Annotated in this window: 12 protein-coding genes; 9 read left to right on the plus strand and 3 right to left on the minus strand. The window is 57.6% G+C overall.

Features of this window, described 5'->3' with window-relative positions; all coding sequences use genetic code 11:
- Positions 1-58 precede the first annotated feature (58 nt).
- Both U738_RS06105 and sixA read left to right on the plus strand, forming a co-directional pair.
- Positions 59-1,126 (plus strand): NAD(P)H-dependent glycerol-3-phosphate dehydrogenase, encoded by a 1,068-nt coding sequence (locus U738_RS06105; RefSeq protein ID WP_035578308.1) that lies wholly within the window; start codon positions 59-61, stop codon positions 1,124-1,126.
- Positions 1,119-1,598, plus strand: coding sequence for a phosphohistidine phosphatase SixA (gene sixA, locus U738_RS06110; RefSeq protein ID WP_035578311.1), 480 nt, complete (start codon positions 1,119-1,121; stop codon positions 1,596-1,598). The genes U738_RS06105 and sixA overlap by 8 nt, the downstream gene beginning before the upstream one ends.
- Positions 1,599-1,765: 167 nt before the next feature.
- Here sixA and gatB read toward each other — a convergent pair whose 3' ends face one another.
- The 3 genes from gatB to gatC all read right to left on the minus strand — a co-directional run bounded on the left by gatB (position 1,766) and on the right by gatC (position 5,062).
- Positions 1,766-3,220: an Asp-tRNA(Asn)/Glu-tRNA(Gln) amidotransferase subunit GatB gene (gene gatB / locus U738_RS06115; RefSeq protein WP_035578314.1), complete on the minus strand. Its 1,455-nt coding sequence runs from the start codon at positions 3,218-3,220 to the stop codon at positions 1,766-1,768.
- Positions 3,220-4,680, minus strand: coding sequence for an Asp-tRNA(Asn)/Glu-tRNA(Gln) amidotransferase subunit GatA (gene gatA, locus U738_RS06120; protein WP_035578317.1), 1,461 nt, complete (start codon positions 4,678-4,680; stop codon positions 3,220-3,222). The genes gatB and gatA overlap by 1 nt, the downstream gene beginning before the upstream one ends.
- Before the next feature lie 94 nt (positions 4,681-4,774).
- Positions 4,775-5,062: an Asp-tRNA(Asn)/Glu-tRNA(Gln) amidotransferase subunit GatC gene (gene gatC / locus U738_RS06125; RefSeq protein WP_035583239.1), complete on the minus strand. Its 288-nt coding sequence runs from the start codon at positions 5,060-5,062 to the stop codon at positions 4,775-4,777.
- A 230-nt stretch (positions 5,063-5,292) separates the two neighbouring features.
- Here gatC and U738_RS06130 point away from each other — a divergent pair, with 230 nt between their 5' ends.
- The 7 genes from U738_RS06130 (at position 5,293) to tldD (ending at position 15,220) form a co-directional block, all read left to right on the plus strand.
- Positions 5,293-6,330 carry a rod shape-determining protein gene (locus U738_RS06130; RefSeq protein ID WP_007114671.1) on the plus strand — a complete coding sequence of 346 codons (1,038 nt, stop codon included), beginning with the start codon at positions 5,293-5,295 and terminating at the stop codon, positions 6,328-6,330.
- Positions 6,331-6,354: 24 nt separating this feature from the next.
- Positions 6,355-7,314, plus strand: coding sequence for a rod shape-determining protein MreC (gene mreC / locus U738_RS06135; protein WP_035578319.1), 960 nt, complete (start codon positions 6,355-6,357; stop codon positions 7,312-7,314).
- Positions 7,314-7,802, plus strand: a complete 489-nt coding sequence (gene mreD / locus U738_RS06140) for a rod shape-determining protein MreD (RefSeq protein ID WP_035578321.1) — start codon at positions 7,314-7,316, stop codon at positions 7,800-7,802. The genes mreC and mreD overlap by 1 nt, the downstream gene beginning before the upstream one ends.
- On the plus strand, positions 7,799-8,380 hold the full coding sequence (locus U738_RS06145) for a Maf family protein (RefSeq protein WP_035578324.1): 582 nt from the start codon (positions 7,799-7,801) through the stop codon (positions 8,378-8,380). The genes mreD and U738_RS06145 overlap by 4 nt, the downstream gene beginning before the upstream one ends.
- Before the next feature lie 71 nt (positions 8,381-8,451).
- Positions 8,452-9,915, plus strand: a complete 1,464-nt coding sequence (gene rng / locus U738_RS06150) for a ribonuclease G (RefSeq protein WP_035578327.1) — start codon at positions 8,452-8,454, stop codon at positions 9,913-9,915.
- A gap of 2 nt (positions 9,916-9,917) precedes the next feature.
- A complete protein-coding gene (locus tag U738_RS06155; RefSeq protein WP_035578330.1) occupies positions 9,918-13,772 on the plus strand; it encodes a YhdP family phospholipid transporter in 3,855 nt (1,284 codons plus the stop codon).
- A complete protein-coding gene (gene tldD, locus U738_RS06160; protein WP_035578332.1) occupies positions 13,769-15,220 on the plus strand; it encodes a metalloprotease TldD in 1,452 nt (483 codons plus the stop codon). The genes U738_RS06155 and tldD overlap by 4 nt, the downstream gene beginning before the upstream one ends.
- Positions 15,221-15,226 lie beyond the last annotated feature (6 nt).

Raw genomic sequence — 15,226 nt, forward strand, 5'->3', positions numbered from 1 at the left:
CGTCTGTTTTGATAGAGTAGGGTTTACGTTCTGCAAGACTTCTTAGGACACTATTATTATGGCTGAGCAGCAAATCAACGTAGCGGTGCTGGGGGGCGGTAGTTTTGGTACGGCGCTGGCGAGTATTGCCGCTGACAACGGCGCCCGTGTTCGCCAGTGGATGCGTGATGAAACGCTGGTCACGCAAATCAACCAAGAGCACCGTAACGGACGTTATCTGCCGCATTACGCAATGAATCCGGCCATGGAGGCCTCAACCGACCTTCAAGCCGTGCTGGCCGACGCCGAGCTAGTGCTGATCGCGATTCCCTCCAAGGCTTTTCGCAGCGTCGTGCAAGCTGCGAAAGCATGGCTGAGGCCCGAGCAGATCCTGGTCAGTACGACTAAGGGAATTGAGCAGGATGGGTTTCTGCTGATGAGCCAAGTGCTTGAGCAGGAGACGGGCTTTAGCCATATTGGCGTGATTGCTGGCCCCAATCTGGCCTCTGAAATCGCCGATAAACAGCTAACCGCCACGGTGATTGCCAGTGCAGATCCGTTAACCCGCACTCGGGTTCAGCAGGCATTGGGCTGCCGCTATTTCCGCGTTTACGCCAGCGATGACCGCCACGGCGTTGAGCTGGGTGGTGCGCTGAAGAATATTTATGCCATTGCTGCCGGTATGGCGGCAGCGCTGGGCATGGGGGAAAACACCCGCAGCATGCTGATGACCCGCGCTTTAGCGGAAATGAGCCGCTTTGCCGTCGCCCAGGGGGCTAACCCGATGACCTTTTTAGGTCTAGCGGGGGTGGGGGATTTGATTGTTACCTGCTCGTCTAACCTGTCGCGCAATTACCGGGTCGGCTACGCCATGGGGGAAGGCCGCACGCTGGAAGAAGCGGTTGATGCGCTTGGTCAAGTCGCAGAAGGGGTGAATACCGTTAAGCTGGTATGCGCTAAAGCGAGTGAAATGGGCGTTTACATGCCGCTTGCTGAGGGCCTTAATCACGTGCTGTTTGACGGCGTACCTGCCCAGGATATGGCGCGTACCTTAATGATGGGTGAGCAGAGCAGTGACGTAGAGTTTATTCTGCCCCGTGAAGCGGTGCAGCAGGCGCATAGAGAAAATGGAGGCTGGCATGCCTGATATGCTAATGATGCGCCACGGCGAGGCCGCGCCGGGGTATCCCGACCAGGCGCGCCGGTTGACGCCTCACGGCGAGCTGGAAGCCGAAAAAATGGCGCGCTGGCTGGCCGAGCGTATTGCTGCGGGTGAGTTGCCAGTGCCGAGGGTTTATGCCAGCCCCTATGCCCGCGCGCAGCAGACCGCGCAAACGCTCTGTGACGCGCTGAAAACATCACTTGAGACGCTTGATTTTATTACCCCGGATGATTCCCCCGGTGCAGTAAGCGACTGGCTACTTGAGCAGCCTGAGGGCGCGCCAATTATGCTGGTCAGCCATATGCCGCTGGTGGGAGAGTTGGCCGGATTATTAGTCGAGGGTAGCCCAGCCCAGGGAGTTGGCTTCCCTACCGCCGCTATCGCCGAGCTTGAGGCTGACGTATGGGCGGCGGGGTGTGCACAGTTGAAGCGCTTTACCCAGCCCAGCCAGCTTTAAGAACCTTAAATGCCAAAAAAAGCGGCTGCCAATGCAGCCGCTAGTATTTGCAAGCTTTCAGATCCGAATCAGCTCGTAGCGGGGGTCTTTCGCCAGGGATGGCGAAAGTAGCGCCCAGGGAGGGGTTCACAGCGCCACCGCGAAGAGTTGTTCGGATCGTCTCCCTGTTACAACAACGCGTCGAGCTTCTCTTTTAGCAAGCCGTTAACCTGCTGGGGGTTGGCGGTGCCCCGTGATGCTTTCATCACCTGACCCACAAAGTAGCCAATCATCTTGCCGCGTTTTTCCGGCTCCGAGTCGCGGTACTGGGCGACCTGGGCGGGGCTGTCGGCAATCACTTGATCAATCATTGCTTCAATAGCGCCGGTGTCAGTCACCTGCTTGAGACCTTTGGCGTCAATCACCTCATCAGCGCTTTCACCCTGGCCATTCCACAATGCCTGGAAGACCTCTTTTGCGGCTTTGCCGTTAATGGTGTCATCCAACACGCGGCTGATCAGCTCGCCTAGCTGGCGGGCAGAAATCGGGCTATTGGCAATGCTTAGGTTTTCGCGGTTAAGTGCCCCGGAAAGCTCACCCTGAACCCAGTTGGCTGCTTGCTTGGCATCGCCACACTCGCTATGTACGGCTTCAAAAAATTCGGCCATATCGCGGCTGGCGGAGATGACGTTGGCGTCATAAGCAGACAGCCCCAGCGCATTCTGGAAGCGCTCGCGCTTATCCGCAGGCAGTTCGGGCAACTGGCCACGCAGGTGATCCAGGTAGGCTTGGTCAAGCACCACCGGCAGTAGGTCAGGACAGGGGAAGTAGCGGTAGTCGTTGGCCTCCTCCTTGGTGCGCATGCTGCGGGTTTCATCACGGTCAGGGTCGAACAGGCGGGTCTCTTGAACCACGCTGCCGCCATCTTCGATCAGTTCAATCTGGCGCTCAACCTCAAAGGCAATCGCACGTTCGACAAACCGGAATGAGTTAACGTTTTTAATTTCTGCACGGGTGCCAAAGGCTTCCTGACCTTTGGGGCGTACCGAGACGTTAACGTCGCAACGCATGGAGCCTTCCGCCATATTGCCGTCGGAAATGCCCAGGTAGGTCACGATGGAGTGAATCGCCTTGAGGTACGCCGCGGCTTCCTTGGCATTGCGCATATCCGGCTCAGAGACAATCTCCAGCAGCGGCGTGCCCGCCCGATTTAAGTCGATACCGGTCATGCCGTGAAAATCTTCATGCAGTGACTTGCCGGCATCCTCTTCCAGGTGAGCATGGTGGATGCGGATACGCTTGGTGCTGCCATCCTCCAGGGTAATCTCAACGTCGCCAGGGCCGACGATGGGGTGGTACATCTGGCTGGTTTGATAACCCTTGGGCAAGTCGGGGTAGAAGTAGTTTTTCCGGTCAAACACCGAGACTTCGGCGATATCCGCATGCACTGCCAGGCCAAACTGCACGGCCATGGCCACGGCCTGCTCATTGAGTACTGGCAGCACGCCGGGTAGGCCTAAATCCACTGCGCAGGCCTGGGTGTTTGGCTCAGCGCCAAACGCCGTGGAGGCACCGGAGAATATTTTTGAACGCGTTGCGAGCTGAACGTGGACTTCAAGCCCAATCACGGTTTCCCATTGCATTAGGCGTACTCCTCGGCAAAGGCAGGACGTTGTAAGTGCCAGTCGGTCGCTTGCTGAAACTGGTGTGCGACGTTAAGCAGCTGCGCTTCGGCAAAGTGGGTGCCCAGAATCTGGAGGCCGACGGGGCGGCCACCGGCAAACCCTGCCGGTACGCTGATGCCGGGAATGCCCGCCAGGTTCACCGCGATAGTGTAGATATCCTGCAGGTACATCGACACCGGGTCTTTTTTGGCCCCCAGGTCAAAGGCTGGCGTAGGCGAAGCGGGGCCCATCAGTACATCGACGTCTTCAAAGGCGTCCAGGAAGTCCTGACGGATCAAACGGCGCACCTGCTGGGCTTTGGTGTAGTAGGCGTCAAAGAAGCCTTCAGAGAGCGTGTGAGTGCCGATGAGAATGCGTCGTTTGACCTCTTCGCCAAAGCCCTCTGCACGGGAGCGGGTATACAGGTCAATCAAATCGCTGGGGTTGTCGCAGCGGTGACCAAAGCGCACGCCGTCGTAGCGGGACAGGTTCGACGAGGCCTCCGCGGGGGCGATGACGTAGTAGGCCGGAATCGCATAGTGGGTATGCGGCAGGCTAACTTCGCGCACCGTGGCGCCTAGTGACTCGTAGACTTTCACTGCTTCGCGGACGGCTTTTTCGACTTCCGGGGCTAAACCATCTCCAAAGTATTCTTTGGGAAGACCGATTTTAAGGCCTGAGAGCGGGGCGTTTAGGCCTTCCACATAGTCGGGCACGCCGCGGGCAACGCTGGTGGAGTCGCGGCCATCGTGACCCGCAATAACGCCTAACAGGTGGGCACAATCTTCAGCGCTGCGCGCCATTGGACCTGCCTGATCAAGGCTTGAGGCGTAGGCAATGATGCCAAAGCGCGAGACGCGACCATAGGTGGGCTTTAGGCCGGTAATGCCACAAAACGCCGCCGGTTGGCGAATAGAGCCGCCGGTGTCGGTGCCCATGGCGGCAGGCACCAAGCCTGCCGCCACTGCGGCCGCGCTGCCGCCTGAGCTGCCGCCGGGCACGGCTTGAAGATCCCAGGGGTTCTTAACCGGGCCGTAGTAGCTGTTTTCGTTGGAGGAGCCCATGGCGAACTCATCCATATTGGTTTTACCCAGGCTGATCGTGCCCGCTGCGTTGAGCTTTTCAACCACGGTGGCGTTATAGGGGGCGATAAAATTATCCAGCATTTTCGAGCCGCAGCTGGTTTTTACACCCTGAGTGCAAAAAATATCTTTCAGCGCCAGAGGAATGCCCGCCAGCGGCCCGGCGTTGCCCGCCGCTCTGGCGTTGTCGGCGACTTCAGCCTGTTTCAGCGCCTGCTCAGCGGTCACGCTGATAAAACTGTTCAGCTTGCCGTCAGCCTTGTCAATGCGCTGTAAATAGTGAGCGGTCAGCTCGCGGCTGGAAAACTCGCCGCTTTTCAAGGCGGCAGCGAGTTGCGTTAAGGTTTTCTCATGCATGACCCAGAAGCTCCGTTCAGGGGAGAAAAAAAGTGGCAATAGTGGTGGCTGCCAATGCTCGTATGCCGTTACTCAGCGTGTTTGTTCACTGAGTTTATTCAACGACGCGGGGCACCAGATACAGGCCATTTTCCACTGCCGGAGCACAGCGCTGAAAGGTGTCGCGCTGGTTGGTTTCCGTTACTTCATCGGCGCGCAGTCGCTGGGTCGCATCGAGCGGGTGGGCGAGCGGCATAACGCCTTCAGTATCGAGGCTTTGTAGCTGGTCGACCATGTCCAGAATCCGGCTTAGGTCGTCTACAAAGCCGCTGGCTTGGTCATCGCTGACGGCGAGTCGGGCCAAGTGAGCGGCCCGGCGCACATGAGATTCTTCAAGCGCCATGATCGAGTCTTCCTCGTAAATGTGATGGAACATAATCCGCTTTAAGCGGTATACATACCGATATCAAAAAATACGTCTTGTGTCGCAGACGTGGAAAATAGCCGCAAAAGGTACCACATCTTGGCCTTAACGGGCAGTGTTAGGCGCGACTCGTGCTTGCTGCCAGGGGGTTGCGGTGATACCGTTTGCATCCGCACAGGGTTCCCGGTCTGCACTAGGTAACAACATCCATGTTTAAACGTTTGAGGGGGCTGTTTTCCAGCGATCTATCGATCGACTTGGGTACGGCCAACACACTGATTTATGTACGCGGTCGCGGTATCGTGCTCGATGAGCCGTCCGTGGTTGCTATCCGCCAGTCTGGCAATATGCGCAGCGTCGCGGCAGTCGGTACCGATGCCAAGCGAATGCTGGGGCGCACGCCGGGTAATATTACCGCGATTCGGCCGATGAAAGATGGCGTTATTGCCGACTTCACCGTCACCGAACAGATGCTCCAGCATTTTATTCGCAAAGTTCACCAAAGCACCTTCTTGACCCCCAGCCCGCGTGTGCTGGTGTGCGTTCCTTGCATGTCAACGCAAGTAGAGCGTCGGGCGATTCGTGAGTCAGCAGAAGGTGCCGGTGCCCGCGAGGTGTTCTTGATTGAAGAACCCATGGCGGCGGCGATTGGCGCAGGCCTTCCAGTTGATGAAGCACAGGGGTCGATGGTGGTGGATATCGGTGGTGGTACCACCGAGATCGCGATCATTTCACTTAACGGCGTCGTCTACTCCGAATCTATTCGGGTGGGTGGCGACCGCTTTGATGAAGCCATTACCGCCTACGTGCGTCGTCACTACGGCAGCCTGATTGGTGAGGCAACGGCTGAGCGCATTAAGGAAGAAATTGGCTGCGCCTACCCCGGTGGCGAACTGCGCGAAATTGACGTGCGCGGGCGCAATCTGGCCGAAGGCATTCCACGTAGCTTTACGCTCAACTCCCACGAAACCCTGGAAGCGCTGCAAGAAACCTTGGGGTCTATCGTGGCCGCGATTAAGAGCGCTCTTGAACAGTCACCGCCTGAATTGGCGTCTGATATCGCCGAGCGAGGCTTGGTGTTAACGGGCGGTGGTGCGCTGTTGCGCGATCTGGACAAGCTGATTGCTGAAGAGACAGGTCTGCCGGTGATCGTTGCCGAAGATCCGTTGACCTGCGTTGCTCGCGGCGGTGGTAAAGCGCTGGAAATGATTGATCAGCACACCTTTGAGTTGCTGTCGAGCGACTAATCGCAGCGGTTAATTGCGGGGGGATTGCCTATTAAACCGCTGTTTTCGCACGGGCCACTGCCGGGCTACCGGCTGTTTTTTTGTGTCCTGGCTGCCAGTGCATTGATGTTTGTCGACCAGAACTTCACGCGTATGGAGCAAGTCCGTGCGCAGATGTCGATGGTCGTTGCTCCTATTCAATGGGTCGTTAGTGTGCCTAGCGACCTGTTGAACTGGGGGTCGCTTGCGCTCTCTGATCAACAGGCGCTGGTGGATGAGAACCGCCGCCTGCGTGAGCAGATTCTCACCCTTTCCCATCGTGGTCAGCGGATGGCCAACCTGACGGCGGAAAACAGCGAACTGCGCGATTTGCTGAAGGCGGCGAAGCGGCGTGATATTCCCTATATCACGGCTGAGCTGCTGTCGCTGGATAATGACCCCTTTAGTCATCAGATGGTGGTTAACCGTGGCCATCGTAACGGCGCCTATGTAGGTCAGCCGGTCATCGATGCTTCTGGATTGGTGGGGCAAATTACCGCAGTCTCTGCTTACTCCAGCCGTGTGCTGCTATTGGCCGATGCCAGTCACGCCTTGCCGGTTCAGTTAAACCGCAATGGGCTGCGCTTTATTGTCCAGGGGGCGGGGCGTTACAGTAGCGTTAATGTGATGCACGTGCCTGATACGGCGGATATTCGCGAAGGTGATTTGTTGACCACATCGGGCTTGGCTGGGCGCTTTCCTCCGGGTTACCCCGTGGCGCGCGTTACTGAGGTGTACCACGATCCAGGCCAGCCATTTGCGCGCGTAACGGCCGAACCCATGGCGCAGTTGCAGCGTTCACGTCACTTCTTGTTGCTTTTCCCACCTCTGCGAGAGGAAGTGGAAGAGAGTGCCTGGGATGATACGCTGGATATCTCGGCAGAGGCATTGCGCTCCTCTCTTCAGCTCGCCAGTCCTGAAGAAGCGCTTCCCGCACAAAATGCATCATCTCCAGAGGTGCCCTGATGCCGCGAGCACCGATTGTTCCATTAGTGGTTATTTGGTTTAGTCTCATCCTAGCCCTCTGCTTGCAAGTTATGCCGCTAGCCGATGGCTGGCAGGTATATCGCCCTGAGTGGCTGGGGTTGATGCTGATCTACTGGTGTATGCGTACTCCCGACAGAGTGGGTGTTTTTCACGGCTTTGTACTGGGTATTTTGATGGATTTAATTGAAGGCACCGTGTTGGGGCAGCATGCGCTTATCTATGCGCTGTTGGCGTTTTTGTGTGCTCTGGTCTACCCCCGTTTTCGGGCCTATTCGCTGGTACAGCAGTCGGCACTGGTGCTGGTACTGTTGGGCTTGATGCAGCTAGTCGCCCAGTGGCTGCGCACTATCGTGGGTGATTTTTCAATTCATTTAGCGTTTTTGATTCCCGCGCTGATCAGTGCATTGCTATGGCCGTGGCTGGCGACGATGTTCCAGGCGTTAGAGCGCCGGTTGGCGGCTTCATGACGACGCCTGTTTTGTGCTTAGCGTCTGCTTCTCCACGCCGTCGGGCCTTGCTGGCTTCTATTGGGGTGCCGGTCAAGGTGTATCCCTGTGATATTGATGAGACGCCGCTGGTCGGTGAGTCGGCTCAAGCCTATGTACAGCGCTTAGCGATGGCCAAAGCTGAGGCGGCAGTGCCATTCACTGACCTGCCTACGCTAGGTTCAGATACCGCAGTGGTGGTCGATGGGCGTATTCTAGGTAAACCGGCGAATGCAGGGGAGGGCGCTGAAATGCTGGGGCTGCTTTCGGGTCGGTGCCATCAGGTGCTTACCGCCGTGGCAGTGAGTGGGCCGGCGGGGATGCTCTCTTGCTGTGTGGCCACTCAGGTGACGATGCGTGAGATAAGCGCCGATGAAATTGCTGCCTACTGGTGTACCGGTGAACCTGCTGATAAGGCCGGTGGTTACGCCATACAGGGATTGGCATCCATATTTGTAAAACAGATTCAAGGCAGTCACTCGGCAGTGGTAGGGCTACCGCTGTTTGAGACGACGCACTTGCTATGCCGACAGGGAGTTCCTATCTGGCAGCGTGTCTGACACCTTTGGATTGAAGGTATCGAGCACCTGTATCGCTGGCAAGGAATACGTCAACCAACAAGGAATTTTGCATGAGCGGTGAAGTTCTCATCAATTTAACGCCAATGGAAACCCGCGTCGCGCTGGTTGAAAATGGCGTTTTGCAAGAGGCACTGATCGAGCGTTCCCGTCGGCGTGGCATCGTGGGCAATATCTACAAAGGCAAAGTGGTTCGTGTACTGCCTGGCATGCAGGCTGCTTTTGTTGATATTGGCTTAGATCGGGCAGCGTTTATTCACGCCCACGAAGTGATGCCACCCGGCACACCGCTCGATGAGCAGCAGACCATCGGCCAGTTACTCCATGAGGGCCAGGCGTTAGTGGTACAAGCGACCAAAGACCCTATCGGTAGCAAAGGGGCGCGCTTAACCACGCACCTGTCGATCCCTTCTCGCTATCTGGTCTATATGCCCGATTCGCCGCATCACGGCGTTTCGCAGCGTATTGAGGATGAGCGCGAACGCGAACGGTTAAAAGCTCTGCTGGATAATAGCGTGGCGGAGCAGACGCTGGAAGTGACGGGGGGCTTTATTGTTCGTACGGCCGCGGAAGGCGTGGGTGACGAAGAGCTAAAAGGCGATATGCACTTTCTGCTGCGGCTGTGGCGTAAGGTTAGCGAGCGTAAAGTGACCGCGACGCCGCAAAGCGTGATTTACGATGATTTGCCGCTCTTTATGCGTACCCTGCGCGACGTAATGCGCGACGATATCGAAAAAGTGCGCATCGATTCGCGGGAAAACTTCGTCAAGCTGGTGGAGTTTGCCGAAGAGTTTATGCCCGACGCGGTGGAGCGGATTGAATACTACCCCGGCGAGCGGCCCATCTTTGATCTCTACAGCGTCGAAGATGAGATCCAAAAAGCCTTGGGGCGCAAGGTACAGCTGAAATCCGGTGGCTATCTGGTGATTGACCCCACTGAGGCAATGACCACCATTGATGTCAATACCGGGGGCTATGTTGGTCACCGCAACCTTGAAGAGACTATTTTCAAAACCAACCTTGAAGCAGCTACGGCCATTGCCCGCCAGCTTCGGTTGCGCAATCTGGGCGGCATTATCATTATCGACTTTATCGATATGGTCGATGTTGAGCATCAGCGTCAGGTGTTGCGGGTATTGGAAAAAGCCTTAGAGCGTGATCATGCCAAAACCAAGTGTACCGGCGTTACCGAGCTTGGCCTTGTTCAGCTTACCCGGAAACGCACCCGGGAGAGCCTAGAGCAAACGATGTGTGAAGCGTGCCCCACCTGCAGTGGGCGGGGCACGCTTAAAACGCCAGAAACCGTCTGCTACGAAATCTTTCGTGAGATACTGCGCGAAGAGCGCGCCTATAGTGCTGAAACCTACATGGTGCTTGCATCACAACCTGTCGTTGATCGTTTATTGGATGAAGAGTCAGCCGCGGTGGCTGACCTGGAGACGTTTATCAATAAAACCATCCGCTTTCAGGTTGAACAGCACTACTCCCAAGAGCAGTACGATATTGTGCTGATGTAACCATGCTAACGCGTTCGCTGGTGCGTTGGAGTTTGCTGATCGCAGCCTGGCTACTGGGCAGCACGGCTGTGCTGCTGTTGCTGCTGCGCTTGGCGATTAGCCAATCCGATGCCCTAACCCCACGTATTGAAGCGCTGCTAGAGGCGCGCATTGGCGTGCCGGTCACCATCGAGCGGCTATCGCTTTCGCTCGCCCGGAGCGATCTTCTATTACGCCTTGATGGCGTAAACGCGGAAACCCCGGATGGCCAAGCGCTGTTTTCCCTGGAGCATGCGGGGCTACGTTTGGATACCTGGGCGTCGCTTGTCAACATGGCGCCGATTTTTAGCGACGCACGCATCAGCGGTACCCAGTTTCATCTTTATCAAGGCTCGGGGGCGTCTTTGCAGTGGCCTGAGCCCGCAGAGTTACCGCTATTGATGGCGGCGGAGCCAGACGTGGATCTGGCCACGATTGATAATTGGGCAGGCTTGATTTTGCGTCAACGTCTCTGGGTGGATGACACCCGCGTGGTGCTGCACGGCAAGCAAGACACCGTGATGCTCCATGCGCAGACACTGCTGCTGACCGGCGATGAGCGGCGGACACGGCTGGAAGGCGCTATCAATATCGCAGAATCGCTACAGCAGGCGCGCGAGGTGGATCTGCCCGCGGTTGAAATGAAGGTCGAAATGCAGCCCGGCCGACGGGGCTTCAGCGATTTTTCGGCAGCGTTGCAACTGGATGTTCAGCTTGATCAGTTAGTCGTCTTGGCGGATATGTTCCGGCCGGATCATGCCGCTTATTTAGAGCAAGCCGGCGGCAGTGCGCGGCTGTGGGGGCGCTGGAGCGCCGGACGCCTTGAGGAGTCTCGCATTGCTGTCGATGTTCCCCAGTTGACGCTACGCCATCAGGTTCAGTACGCGGTGTTAAGGGACATCAAGGCTAACGGTTTATGGCAGCGCGACGGCGACGGCGGTGAAGCGTGGCTAAGCGGTGATGCCGACAGTGTAGAGTGGGCGCAGCCCCCCGGTGGCAGCGTCGGGCCTGCCTTGCCACGCCACTGGCACGCCACCCACCAGCCTGGGCAGTGGGAAGTGCGCACCAGTGCCTTTGAGCTCGCCTCGCTGACTGCTTGGCGTGACTACGTATTGCTCCCTGAATCCGTCACCCGGGTATTGCAAACCCTGGCCCCCCGCGGGCAAGTCGAAGGGTTACACGTGGGGCAGCAGGATGGCCACTGGGGGGTGGACGCGGCGCTAACCGGCGTAGAGGTTTCACCGTGGCAGCAGGCGCCGGGCGGTGGCCCGCTGGATGCCTGGGTGCAGGCGCGGGATTTCCGCGGCCGCGTGCTGTTTAGCAGCAACGGCGATAGCACCCTCTACTTTCCTGAGTTTTTTGCCGCTCCCATGCAGCTACGGCGTGCTGAAGGGGAAGTGGAGTGGGTATATGACGGCCCCAATACCATGGTGAGTGGCAAGCGGCTAAGCGTCGACTGGGACGGTGCCCAGATAGCGGGTGGCTTCGGTTTGGTGACCGGCAATCAGCGTGGTCATTTTGGTTTAGACCTAACTTTTAGCGACGTGGATGCTCTTGAGCGTCCGCTTGCCCAGTGGTTGCCGCTCAGCGTGATGGACGATGAGCTGCGCGAATGGCTGCTTAATGATATGGGTGGTTACGTCAGCGAAGGCTCGCTGCAGCTAAGCCAGCCGTTAGGCGAAGGGGCGACTGCCCAAGACTTTACAGCAACGCTTGCCTTGGCGGTGACGCAAGGGCATTTGCCGATCGCGCCAGGCTGGCCACGCCTTGACGATGTCGAGGGGCGACTGAAGTGGCAAAACAGGGTGTTAGAGGCTGAAATTGATAACGCCCAGAGCCATGGTGTTACGGCTTCAGAGGGCGAGGTGGTGATGGAGGATGAGACGCTCAACCTTTCGGGGCAGTTAATCTCGGATGGGCCAGCGCTTATATCATTTTTACAGGCGATGCCTGAGGTCGACCTTTCCCAACTAAGTGATTTGCGCGTGACGGGGGATGTTAACGGCGATATTGCGCTGTCATTGCCATTGGCAAACCCTGAGGCGCTGCAGCTGGAAATTAATGCTCAGCCGCGCTTCTCGGAAGTGGTTTATCAACCGCTCGACTTACGTCTTCAATCGGTTGAGGGGGATCTCGCCTGGCTTCAAGATGGGGAGAGTTCGGGGCTCGTCGGCGAGGCTAAAGGGCAGTTGCTGGGGGGGGCTATCAACGCTGATATTGATACTCAAAGCGACGGCATACAACTGCAAGGGAGTGTCGCTACCGCGGCGCTGTTCGGGCTTGCCGGGTTAGACAGTAGCCAAGGACGTCTGCCCTTAGAAGGGCCGATAGAGTGGCAGGGCCTTGTCAGCATAGTCCCGACGCCCACCCTTCGCCTTGAGAGCCGCTTGCTCGGTGTTACTAGCCACCTGCCCGAACCGTTTGCCAAATCTCCACAGCAGCCCTGGCCCTGGACTTTGACCGCTGATTTAGATGCCAAACGGCTTGAAACACAGCTGGCCGATATCGTCGCAGCCCGAATTCAGCAGCGTAATGGCGAGTTTGCCGGGTCGCTAAATTTAGGCAGCCAAGCGGAGCGTCTGCCCGGCTGGCCCACCCAACCTGGGTTTAGCCTTAACGCTGCCGTGCCAAGGCTTGACCCGCTAGCGTGGCAGCGGGCGATTGCACCGCTAATGGCTGGTGGGGCACCCGGGGAGTCAAGCGCAGGCACTCAAACGCCGCTGGCGGTCTCGTTAACCACCCCCTGCGTGGTTTACCAAGGCGAGTGTTTAGGCTCTCTAAACGCATCTGGAGGCATTAACGCTGGCCTGATCGATTTGGGCCTAAGCGGTAACCTGGTCACCGGGCGTGTAAACTACGATGCTCAATCATCACAACCTTTAGATATGGCCATTGAAGCGCTGGCGCTTGATCGCTTGCTGGCGTTAGCCAATGTTGAGCATGACAGCGATGCACCGATGCCAGACTCCTGGATGGGATCGGTCGAAACGCAGCGTCAGGCGCCGTTGGCCATTCCTGACTGGCTAGCCGATGTGCCCAATGGGCGATTGCGTTTAGCCGAAATTGCGATGGGGCCGCGTCGTTTTGGTCCCTTGACGGCCTATTGGAAAACCGACGGTGAGCGTTTTTCGCTTACCCCCGTTGGCTTAACCCTGGGCCAGCTCTCTGCGCGAGGCGAGCTTTACTGGGAAGGGGACGCTGTTTCCAGTCATACTCGTGCGGACATTACCATTCAGGGGGGCGACATTGGGACCGCCCTTGAACGTCTTGACCAACCGGTGGCCATGCGCAGCCGTAGTACCGATGTGGCCGCCTCGCTTGATTGGCCGGGAGCTCCCTGGCAGTTGGAGCTAAGCCGCTCGGATGGCACTATCAGTACCGACATTCGCGATGGCCGTTTTGTTACCCTGGAATCGGCGCCTGCGCGTTTAATCGGCTTGCTTAATTTCGATAATATTTTACGTCGTCTGCGCCTGGATTTTTCTGACGTTACCGGCCGGGGCACGGCATTTGATCGTGTCCAGGGCACCGCCGACGTTACCGGTGGGTTGCTGACGCTACGCGGGCCATTGCAAATTGATGCGCCGGCCACCACCCTAACGCTTACCGGCAGTGTCGACCTGGTGTCGCGTGAACTTGACCAGCGGCTTGGCGTCACACTACCAGTGACGCAAAGTTTACCGATCGCGGCGATCGCCGTTGGCGCGCCCATCGTGGGCGGCGCGCTGTTCCTTGCTGACCAGATGTTTGGCGACGCTTTAGATCGTGCCACAACACTCCATTATCGCGTGCGAGGCCCTTGGACCTCGCCGCAGGTTACTTTAGAAGGCCCCCAATGACCGCATATAAAAGTGATGTAGATACGGCTGCTGCCATTCTGTTGACCCCTGGAGGACTCGATTTAGAGGCTCTGGAAACGGGGTTGGGCTACGCCATGGGCGCGGGCATTGACTACGCGGATCTCTATTTTCAGCGTACTTGGCAAGAGGGCTGGGTGCTGGAAGATAGTGAGGTGAAAGAGGCCAGCTACAATATTGACGGCGGTGTCGGCGTGCGCTCACTGGCCGGTGAAAAAACCGGCTTTGCCTACTCCAACCAAATTACGGCCGATGCGCTAATGGACACTGGCCGCACCGCGGCAGGTATTGTGCGCAGCGGTCAACGTTTACCTGGGCAATTGGTTCGGCCCGTTTCCGCTATGTCGCGCTATGCAGGGATTGATCCCTTAGCCGGGCTAAGCGCCGAAGAGAAAGTGGCCATGCTCAAACAGGCTGACCGTGTGGCGCGTGCGGCTGATCCGAGCATTAGCCAAGTGAGCGCTTCTCTGTCGGGTACTTATGAAGTGGTGTTGGTGCGGGCCAGCGACGGCACTCTGGCTGCCGATATTCGCCCCCTGGTACGCTTTAATGTCAGCGTTATTGCGGTTAAGAATGGTCGCCGTGAGCGCGGCAGCGCAGGCGGTGGTGGCCGTTATTCCATGGCTAAGCTGCGCGATGATCAAGTCGCCGAGCAGTACGCCAAAGAAGCGGTGCGTCAGGCGCTGGTTAATCTGGAAGCCGTCGATGCGCCCGCGGGTCAAATGCCCGTAGTGCTGGCGTCTGGGTGGCCGGGTATTTTGCTCCACGAAGCAGTGGGGCATGGCCTTGAAGGCGATTTCAACCGTAAGGGCAGCTCCGCCTTTGCAGGCAAGATGGGCGAGCGCGTGGCCGCTAAAGGCGTAACGATTGTTGATGATGCAACTTTATCGGATTGCCGTGGCTCCATGAGCGTGGATGACGAGGGCACGCCGGGGCAATACACGCCGCTTATCGAAGACGGCATTTTGACCGGCTATATGCAGGACAAGCTAAATGCTCGCTTAATGGGCATGGCACCCACAGGCAACGCGCGGCGAGAATCCTTTGCTCACCTGCCGATGCCGCGTATGACCAATACCGTTATGCTTGCGGGCCAAGATGAGCCCAGCGATATTATCAAAAGCGTTAAGCGCGGTATTTATGCGGTCAGCTTTGGCGGCGGTCAGGTGGATATCACCTCGGGTAAATTCGTGTTCTCCGCCAGCGAAGCCTACCTGATTGAAGATGGTAAGGTGACGGCGCCGGTAAAAGGGGCCACCTTGATTGGTAACGGGCCAGAAGCGATGCAGCGGGTCTCCATGATTGGCCACGATATGGCGCTGGATACCGGTATTGGCGTGTGTGGTAAAGAGGGGCAGGGCGTACCGGTGGGTGTCGGCCAGCCCACCCTGAAATTGGATGAGCTGACCGTCGGCGGCACGCAGTCTTAATGAGCC

The organism is Halomonas sp. TG39a (assembly GCF_000744395.1).
GTDB lineage: Bacteria > Pseudomonadota > Gammaproteobacteria > Pseudomonadales > Halomonadaceae > Vreelandella > Vreelandella ventosae_B.

Excerpts from the sequence above, each read along its gene's own strand:
- U738_RS06145 (WP_035578324.1), top strand. The coding sequence starts at position 7,799 with ATGACGACGCCTGTTTTGTGCTTAGCGTCTGCTTCTCCACGCCGTCGG.
- tldD (WP_035578332.1), top strand. The coding sequence starts at position 13,769 with ATGACCGCATATAAAAGTGATGTAGATACGGCTGCTGCCATTCTGTTG.
- sixA (WP_035578311.1), top strand. The coding sequence starts at position 1,119 with ATGCCTGATATGCTAATGATGCGCCACGGCGAGGCCGCGCCGGGGTAT.
- U738_RS06155 (WP_035578330.1), top strand. The coding sequence starts at position 9,918 with ATGCTAACGCGTTCGCTGGTGCGTTGGAGTTTGCTGATCGCAGCCTGG.
- U738_RS06105 (WP_035578308.1), top strand. The coding sequence starts at position 59 with ATGGCTGAGCAGCAAATCAACGTAGCGGTGCTGGGGGGCGGTAGTTTT.
- mreD (WP_035578321.1), top strand. The coding sequence starts at position 7,314 with ATGCCGCGAGCACCGATTGTTCCATTAGTGGTTATTTGGTTTAGTCTC.
- gatC (WP_035583239.1), bottom strand. The coding sequence starts at position 5,062 with ATGGCGCTTGAAGAATCTCATGTGCGCCGGGCCGCTCACTTGGCCCGA.
- rng (WP_035578327.1), top strand. The coding sequence starts at position 8,452 with ATGAGCGGTGAAGTTCTCATCAATTTAACGCCAATGGAAACCCGCGTC.
- U738_RS06130 (WP_007114671.1), top strand. The coding sequence starts at position 5,293 with ATGTTTAAACGTTTGAGGGGGCTGTTTTCCAGCGATCTATCGATCGAC.
- gatA (WP_035578317.1), bottom strand. The coding sequence starts at position 4,680 with ATGCATGAGAAAACCTTAACGCAACTCGCTGCCGCCTTGAAAAGCGGC.
- gatB (WP_035578314.1), bottom strand. The coding sequence starts at position 3,220 with ATGCAATGGGAAACCGTGATTGGGCTTGAAGTCCACGTTCAGCTCGCA.